Genomic DNA, 8,783 nt, shown 5'->3' on the forward strand with positions numbered 1-8,783 from the left:
CAAGCTAAAATTAAAAATAGCACCCTTTCCACCACCAGCACCAATGGCAGATATATAAACTTCCCCTCCACTGTCAATAACTGTAACGTTTAAACTTGCTCTACTGCTATTTCTCATAAAATATTTATCATATACTCTAATGGCCACTTTAACATTTTCATACTCATAATTACTTTTATCAACCAATTCTATGCTCAACCCAATTTTGAAAATATCTTCATTTAATTGCTCCAGAATTTTATCAAAATCTCCATGTACACACTTTTCATATTTTGCCATTTCCTTTACCCTTTCCGAATATACGCCTTATAGGAATAAAAATTTCCCATCAGTATTTCTAATTAGCTCTGAATCAATTCACTTCCTGAACCCTTCCCACTTGCCCATCTGTTAACATTACTTTAATACTATGAGGGTGATAGTTGCTGTTGGTCAGTATTTTACCTACTGTCCCCTCTGTCAGTTTCCCGGTTCTTTGATCAGCCTTTAATACAATTTTTACTGTTGCACCAATTTTAACATCAGATCTATTTTGTCAGTTATGTTTTCTCCTTGTTAACATAAATTAGTTAGAAATTCACCCCTCTGTTGTATCAGGTATTGCTACTCACTTCCCGCTATATTCCTCTTAAACAAAGCATAGGTAACAGCTAAGTAGCAGGCAAATATGAAAAGGAAAATAACATATATACTAAATACATTTCTGAGTGCGTGATTTATCGTGATATAAGGGATGTAATTTCCATAATTAACTTTCAACAGGTATATAAAGATTGCCCCAGCACCACATAGAGCCACAACAACGGGAACGCAGAACCATACAGACATTTGCTGCCGTATTAGCTTCTTAATCTGGACTTTGTCCACTCCAATCTTTTCTATCACCTGAAATCTCTGTTTGTGTTCGGAGGCATCGGTAAGCTGCTGCAAAGCTAAGATTGTAAGGGATATTACAATTAAAACCAAGCCTGTATAAGTACCTCCCAGCCGAAGCATCAGCGAGTTTGAGATTCCCTCATTGAGTTGTAAGGTCTTAAGTCTCACATATCCACTGTTTTGGGGAACCATACCGCTGTTATTCAACCAAGGACTAATTTCCTCATCCATTTTGCTTGCGAAATCGTAGGAAAGAGGCTCAGTCGTATTGGCGGCGTAATAGATGGTTGCAAGAGTAAGGCTGTTACATACAGAATCCGGTAAGATATACACTGCTTTCATTCTGCTTGTAAAAATCCCCATACCGACATTTATCTGATAATCGGCTCCTTGAACCTTGGTGAGTATAGTTTCTCCCGCTTGTATCTGTGTGTGTTGCTGATTAAATGCCGCTATTTCGCTTGATAAAGCCTTATGATCCCACGCTATGGCAAAGTCATTTTGAGGCAAAGTGATTTCTTCGTGTCCGGACAATTTAAGAAGATCATTGTAATCGCTGAGAGCAATACCAAGAACCGGCATATCCTTTTGAATTCGGATATTGAAATCACTGTTTTTCAAAAAATAGGTTTCTACGGTTGTACTTCCGGTTATTTCATAGCCTCCGTCCGACAAATAGTGGTTCAGATATGAGTTGTCTATCGCAGTTTTAGGCAATTGATTAATATTATTTACCTGTGTATAAGCTGAAAAAATTTGAACGTCATAGAGGGAACGTGCTTTCAAATATCCGTCCACCTGTGCGGTATAGGTAGGCAGCCATCCAAGCAAAACTAAGGAGAACAGAAAAGCGCAGGATAGAACTGCCATTGTTTTGGAATTGATTTTTAGCTTTGAAATAATCTGCCCAAATAAAAACAAATTCTGATAATTGAAATGCTTTGATTTCCTTTTCATCAGAACCAGTAGCCATGAAAGGCAGCTAAAAAATGAAATTAGACTAAAAATGATCATGCCAACCGCCAATACAGGAGGAACAAAGGTATAAAAAGCCCCGCTGATGAGTCCACTCCGCAGCAGTTCATCAATTAGCCCCTGAAGCTGTAATTGCAATATTCCTGTAATCAGAGAAGTTACAGATAGCAGAATTGCCCCGAAGCTGCCATCTTTTTTCATCTTTCCGGTGACAAAAAGAAACATAAACACACAAAGCAGGAATACAGCTGCACTGACAATATTGGCTCCTGTCATCCACCTTGCTTGCTCACTTAGCCGATTCCAAAAGGGCACGATTTTATGGCTGCAAAGAAGCAGAATACCAATATCCACCGTACAACTGGCAGTCATAGGAGTAAGAAGCATGTCCTTTAGTGTAGAAGCACTTTCCGTTTTATGGCTGTCGTTCAGCATATCGATTATTTTCTGCTTGCGTATGATACGCACATTACCGATACCGATGATCAAAAACAATGTGGTAAAAAACAGCAAAGTCCAGAGAATAGTGTCAGGGTAAACAGAGAAATATGGCTTAAATACCGCCCCAAAGCTGCTCATAATGATTGCACTTACAATTTGAGATAAAAGCACTCCGAGTACAACACCTAAGCAGACCGCCACAAGCCCCATTAGAAGCATTTCTATAAAAAAGAGATAAGCTACTGTTCGCTGTTCCATCCCTATAATGGTTTGCAGTGCAAATTCTTTTTTTCTGCGTTTCATCATGTAGCGATTGACATAGGAAATAAGAAAAACAAGTAGTAAGGCAATAACAGGGATGATGATTTTCATTTTTCCTGAGAAGTATTCTAGATTCATCTGAATCGGCAGCCTGCTGTTATAGGAAGGGCTTGTGATGGATAAAAAACCATAAAACAGTCCCACCGATAAAATCAAGGTAAGCATATAAATTAGATAATCCTTTGCAGAACGCTTAACGTTGCGCAAGGCCAACTTAACGTACATCGGATAAATCACCTCCCAGCAGTGTCATCACATCAAGGATTTTCCCGAACATCTGCTTTCTGCTTTGTTCCCCCCGCAGAATTTCCGTAAAAATCTGACCGTCCTTCAGGAACAAAATTCGTTTTGCATAACTTGCTGTAAAAGCATCATGGGTTACCATAAGGATGGTTGCGCCCAATTCTTGATTCATGGTTTGAATGGTCGTTAAAAGCATCTGCGCCGAGCGGCTGTCTAACGCTCCGGTTGGTTCGTCTGCCAGTATCAGCTTAGGATTGTTAATAATCGCTCTTGCGCAGGCACAGCGCTGTTTCTGGCCTCCAGATACCTGATAGGGAAACTTATCCAGTATTGGCACGATATCCAGTTTTTCAGCCATGTGTTTTACACAAGATTCAATTTCTTCTATAGGCACCTTATTGATGGTCAAAGCCATTGCAATATTTTCGCTGATCGTGAGCGTATCCAGCAGATTGAAATCCTGAAAGATAAACCCAAGATTTTCTCTGCGGAAACGGGAGATTTCTTTTTCCTTGATTTCTGTAATATCTGTGCCACTTAAGAAAATATGACCTGCGCTGACGGTATCAATGGTGGAAATACAGTTCAGCAAAGTTGTCTTTCCAGAACCGGAAGCCCCCATAATGGCAATAAACTCACCGGTTTGCACCTCAAAGCTGATATCATCGAGGGCTTTGGTAAGGTTGCCTTTATTGCCGTAATATTTTTCAATATGTTCAATCTTTAAAAGTTGATTCATGTTTTTCACCTCACATTCATTTTAACGAATAAAGAAATATGATTGTATCTACTTTTCTTACAAAAATGTAAGAAGTGCAGGAAATTTACTCCTGCACTTTCACAAAATCTCCTTTGGGGAAATACAACTCTACTTGTGTTCCTTGCCCAGACTCAGACTTTACGGCAATGCCGATGCCCAGCTTCTCACAAAGGCGTTTGCACAAGAACAAACCGATCCCGGTAGAGCTTTTCCCGGTTCTGCCGTTTTCACCGGTAAAACCTTTTTCGAAAATCCGAGGTAGATCAGTTTCTAATATCCCAACACCATTGTCACCAATGCTTAAAACGACTTGCCCTTGCTTGGAATTTGCCTCAAAGGTTATCTTTGGTTCTTTTTTACTGTATTTTACCGCATTAGAAATGAGCTGATTCAAGATAAAGCCAATCCATTTTTCATCGGTATAGACCGTATCGTTACAATCCTTTACTTCTACCAAAATATGGTTTTGAAGCAGAAGCTGCTTGTTCTCTGCAACAGCGGCATGGATCATTTCTGACAGAGAAACATCTTTGATTAAATAATCCTTTTCTACATTTTCGCTTCTGGCATAATAAAGTGCCTGATCAGTGTAGTGGCTGACCTTTTCCAATTCTGCCATCAGCTTTCGAGTGGTATCGCATTTATTGTTTTCGCATAGGAGCTTCATTGCCGAAATAGGCGTTTTGACATCGTGTATCCATTGCTCAATATATTCCTTGTACTCCTTGCGCTCTCTTTTGGATTCTGACACCTGCTCCATCATGGATTTATTTGCAGCCTTTAGTAGGTGATAGTAAATTTTATCTTCTGTTAGTATGGGATGCTCCATAACCTCAGAAATCAAATATTTTTTATCCAACCGCTCCAGCTGTAAGAGAAGCTCTGCAAAATACCTTTTCCGTAAAAAGAAACGGATATGGATATAGCTTGCAGAAATCAAAATCCAGAAAACCAGCAGAATCAAAATAATACTCGCCTGCATATCGATTGCCGACAAGAAAACCACACAGAAAAGCATAGATAGAATATGTGTAACGATAGCAGGAAGCTGATCTTTTAAATACTCTTTATACCTCATATCAAATACCCCTGTCGGTGCTTTGTCTGGATAAAATCTGTTACCCCGATTTGCTTTAATTTTTCCCGGATTCTCGTAATGTTTACACTGAGGGCATTGTCATCTACATAAAGCTGGCTGTCCCAAAGGTATTCCACCAAATCCGCACGGGAAACAATTTTTCCTGCATTGCGAAAAAGAAATACCATAATTTTCAGCTCGTTTTTCGTCAACTCTGCCAACTCTCCTTGATACTCAATCTTGCTGTTTTCCAGATGGAGAGTGACTTCCCGATAGCTCAAATCTTCTGCGTGCTCAGAAGCGTAGGTGCGTTTTAGCAGTGATGCAATACGAGCCAGTAAAATAGGTGTATTGTATGGTTTTGTGATAAAATCATCGCCACCCAGCATGATGCTGTTCAGTTCATCCATATCTGTGTTTCGGCTCGTGACAAATATGATCGGCACATTGGAAAATGTGCGTATTCTCGAACAAATTTTAAAGCCGTCCTGCACTGGCAGGTTGATATCCAGTAAAAGCAGATGTGGAGGGTTCTTCTGTATTTCATTGATAATATTAAAAAAATCCGTTGGCAGGATTACTTCATAGCCATTACTTTTCAGAAGCACCGATAACTCTTCCTGAATAACTGGATCATCTTCAATCACCATAATTTGATACATGAAATCATCACTCCTTTTTCCTGTTTTCTTTCTGTCTGCCGTCCGCAGGCTTTGGTGTATCCTTGGAAATTGCCCATCTACGGCCAAAGCCAACCGCTCCTTTAATTCTATTTTCTTCACAGAGCTTTTGTTTTCTTCGCTAGGAGATTTCCCATTTATCAGAAACCGGCTGTACAGATATATAATCAACCATTTATATTCCTCCATTTTATGACTTTTAGTGTATACGTTGAAGAAAATAAATTCAAGTTAATAAATCTTAACTTTATGAATCGTGCAGCTCCTTTTCTTTTTCCTTATTAGAAGTGAGGGACATTTTTTATGCCTTCTCTCTCGTTGGAAAGGATTGTGTTCACAAATATGATACGAGGAACCTTTTTTGTCGTACAGAATCAGATGTTCAATTGCAAGCTGTCACCGATTGCTTTTTATGTGTATTGCTATCTGTGTAAATGCAGAAATAAAATAAGCGGATGCTATCCAAGCAAGCAGACCATCGCATCGGCCTGCGGAATAGCAATAAGCTCTGTCAGCAAAGCCATCAAACAGCTTTCGGATAAAGGACTGATCGTGGTTACCAAAAACTTTAATGGCGGCAGGCAGATCAATAATTCCTATTTAATTACGAGTTTATTTGTCTGCCAAACGGATACCCCCATAGGTCACGATGGCTTATGCCCTGTCTCGCAAACGGATATCAGTAAAATCAAACCACAACCTATTTATGAATTATAACAAGGCCATCAATAGTGGTGTTTTCTGGCTAGTCACCCTTGGCATTTAAAGTGGTGAGTTTAAAGAGGAGTACTCTGTCGATGCCATTGCTAACGATTTTGTGACGACTTAAGAGGATTTATTTTCGAATGAATTTCCGATTATCCAGAAATGAATTTGAATCACTGTTTGCAGGAACATTTTAGAATTTATTTGTCTGGATTCAGGGCATGTAAATGAGTAAGAGGCAGCGCCTGTAGGTCATTTAAGCTGACCTAAAAACTCTGCCTCATAATTATTCACTCATTCAATATGTAATACTAAATATTTCATCATTTTTAAATTCTCATTTTAATCTTTTCGGAACTTTTGGTTGGTACAGTTTTCCATGGCACATCATGATCGCAAAAAAAGATGCCAAAGCATAAATCATATGTGCCGACAATTTAACACTGCTACTTCTCAAAAATTCTTTAATTTTTTTCATTTTAACTCCTCCCAATGAAATCTTAATATATTATTAATTCACCTAACACCGTGAAATAGACTTTATAAGTCATAAATGAGATTTTATACGAGTATATATTTATTTTGTCATGCTATGTTGCATAAGGAAAGCTTAAAATTATTTTTGTGAGAGATACTTATTTTTTGTAATAAATGTGAATTATTTATTAACCTCCTTGAAGAAGATTACCAAACAAAACCAACTGGCCAATATGGAACTTTATATAAACCAGAAACCCCATGTTTATTTGCAATTTTCTCTAATTTTTCTGTATATTCCTTATATGTATCCTCATTTATTTCTTTGGTTGATTCATTAATAACAATATATCCGGAAAGTTTTTCTCCTGTTAAAAACCCTTGTTGAAACCGACTACCTTCATCTGTTGGTTTATAATTAAATATTAAATGCGGCATAATTATGGCATAATCAAAAAATGTGGCTGGTATGGCAACAGTATCTCTCTTCTCCGTTTGTCTTCTTGCGATGATGGGGAATTATTCAGCACTAGATGAATAGGAATGAAAATAATTTTCATCATTTCATAGTAAATCATTATAGATGAATATTAGTTTTTAAGGAATATAAAAAGGCTAAGTCACAGATCGTTCTGAGCCGACCCCCAAAAGTTAGACCTAAAAATCTAACGATAGGGAGGTCGGTTTTTTTATGGCAAAACATAGTTTTGAATTTAAGAAAAAATTGTTTTAGAACACTTGGATGGGAAAGGGGGAACATCTTATCTCTCCAAAATATATGGTCTAGGTTCTAATACGCAGCTGCGTAAGTGGATTAGTATATATCGTCAATTCGGTGATGAAGGATTAATTCGTTGTAGAGAAAATATAAAATACTCTTTCGAATATAAACTTCATGTAGTAGAATTATATTTAACAAGTGAAATCTCATATCAGGAATTAGCTCTTACAGAAGGTATTTTCAATCCAGCTCTTCTTACTAAGTGGGTAAATGATTTTAGAATCGCTGGACCTGATGCATTGAGACCAAAGAAGAAAGGTCGGAAGAAATCATTGGAGTCAAAGACAAAGAAGAATGCTAATGTTCAAGCCAGCGAAGCAATACCAGTTGATACAGGTGCAGAACATATCAAACAGCTTGAAGATGAATTACTTAAACTTAGAATAGAGAATGCTTATTTAAAAGAACTGAGGAGACTGCGTTTAGAGGAGGAAACTTTTCTGAAAAAACAGCGAGAATTATCCACAGCCTCCGAGGAGAATTCAAATTAAAAGATATTCTCGCTGTAGTAGGTTTTCCAAAAGCAACTTATATGTACTGGCAGAAACGATTCAACAGAGTTGATCCTAACCAAGAGTTAGAGGATAAGGTTATTGAGATTCATGGCGTACACAAAGATTTCGGTTATCGCCGTATGCATGCTATACTTCGTAAACAAGGATACACGGTGAACAAAAAGAAAGTTCAGAGAATTATGCGAAAATTTAAACTCCAGGTCACATCCTTTACAAGAAAAAGTCGAAAATATAATTCGTGTAAAGGAAAAGTAGGGCGAATTGCACCAAACAGAATTCATAGACGTTTTCACACGTGCATTCCACATCAGAAGATTACTACGGATACTACAGAATTCAAATATTACGAGATTGATGATAATGGGCGAATGACTATTAAAAAGTTATATTTGGATCCGTTTTTAAACTTGTTCAACGGAGAAATACTAAGCTATGGAATTAGCAGAAATCCATCAGCAGTAAATTTTTTGTCTGCCCAGAAACAAGCGATAGAAATAACATCGGACTGTCCATACAGAAGAACCTTTCATTCTGACCGTGGCTGGGCTTATCAAATGCCGGCGTATTCACTTATGCTAAAAGATAGCAGAATCTTTCAAAGTATGTCGCGAAAAGGTAACTGTTATGATAACTCTGTTACGGAAAACTTCTTTGGAATATTGAAGCAAGAAATGTACTATGGAATTACTTACTATAGCTTTGATAATCTAAAGGATACGATTGAAAAATACATAAAGTATTATAACGAAAAAAGAATTAAAGAGAAACTAGAATGGATGAGTCCTGTGGAATACAGGCTCAATACCTTGGTTGCATAAAAATAACGTAGCAGCTTTAAAACTGCTACGCTAAAAAAGTCTAACTTTTTGGGGTCACATCATTAATCGATCTACATCTTAGCCTTTTTGTTATGAAATTCTTTTAAATAGCT

At 37.6% G+C, this 8,783-nt stretch carries 8 protein-coding genes and 2 pseudogenes; 2 read left to right on the forward strand and 8 right to left on the reverse strand.

The features are described 5' to 3' along the window. The 6 genes and pseudogenes from RTK36_RS16050 to RTK36_RS16075 form a co-directional block, all read right to left on the reverse strand. Positions 1–279 (reverse strand): DUF6054 family protein (locus RTK36_RS16050; protein ID WP_312048234.1); only part of this gene is annotated, 279 nt, incomplete at its 3' end. A 73-nt stretch (positions 280–352) separates the two neighbouring features. Beyond that, positions 353–523, reverse strand: a pseudogene (locus tag RTK36_RS16625) (YwbE family protein); the annotation flags it as partial. Between the two features lie 80 nt (positions 524–603). Next, on the reverse strand, positions 604–2,838 hold the full coding sequence (locus RTK36_RS16060; protein ID WP_312048235.1) for an FtsX-like permease family protein: 2,235 nt from the start codon (positions 2,836–2,838) through the stop codon (positions 604–606). After that, positions 2,828–3,595 carry an ABC transporter ATP-binding protein gene (locus RTK36_RS16065; protein WP_312048236.1) on the reverse strand — a complete coding sequence of 256 codons (768 nt, stop codon included), beginning with the start codon at positions 3,593–3,595 and terminating at the stop codon, positions 2,828–2,830. Before RTK36_RS16065 ends, RTK36_RS16060 begins: the two co-directional genes overlap by 11 nt. Positions 3,596–3,680: 85 nt before the next feature. Beyond that, complete coding sequence (locus tag RTK36_RS16070) at positions 3,681–4,694, reverse strand: sensor histidine kinase (RefSeq protein WP_312048237.1); 1,014 nt, start codon at positions 4,692–4,694, stop codon at positions 3,681–3,683. Continuing rightward, the gene (locus RTK36_RS16075) at positions 4,691–5,356 is read right to left on the reverse strand and encodes a response regulator transcription factor (protein WP_312048238.1); all 666 of its coding nucleotides are present in this window, start codon (positions 5,354–5,356) and stop codon (positions 4,691–4,693) included. The genes RTK36_RS16070 and RTK36_RS16075 overlap by 4 nt, the downstream gene beginning before the upstream one ends. 360 nt (positions 5,357–5,716) lie before the next feature. Between RTK36_RS16075 and RTK36_RS16085 the strand changes: the two genes are divergently transcribed. Next, a complete protein-coding gene (locus RTK36_RS16085) occupies positions 5,717–6,091 on the forward strand; it encodes a helix-turn-helix domain-containing protein (protein ID WP_312048239.1) in 375 nt (124 codons plus the stop codon). A 325-nt stretch (positions 6,092–6,416) separates the two neighbouring features. Here the strand turns inward: RTK36_RS16085 and RTK36_RS16090 are convergent, their stop codons facing one another. Beyond that, the gene (locus RTK36_RS16090) at positions 6,417–6,557 is read right to left on the reverse strand and encodes a hypothetical protein (RefSeq protein ID WP_312048240.1); all 141 of its coding nucleotides are present in this window, start codon (positions 6,555–6,557) and stop codon (positions 6,417–6,419) included. 206 nt (positions 6,558–6,763) lie between these two features. After that, positions 6,764–6,994, reverse strand: a complete 231-nt coding sequence (locus RTK36_RS16095; protein ID WP_312048241.1) for a hypothetical protein — start codon at positions 6,992–6,994, stop codon at positions 6,764–6,766. A gap of 253 nt (positions 6,995–7,247) precedes the next feature. Here RTK36_RS16095 and RTK36_RS16100 point away from each other — a divergent pair. Then, a pseudogene (locus tag RTK36_RS16100) lies at positions 7,248–8,670 on the forward strand (IS3 family transposase). The last annotated feature ends 113 nt before the right edge of the window (positions 8,671–8,783 follow it).

The organism is Anaerotignum sp., from assembly GCF_031981185.1.
In the GTDB taxonomy this organism is placed as follows: Bacteria; Bacillota; Clostridia; order Lachnospirales; family Anaerotignaceae; genus Chakrabartyella.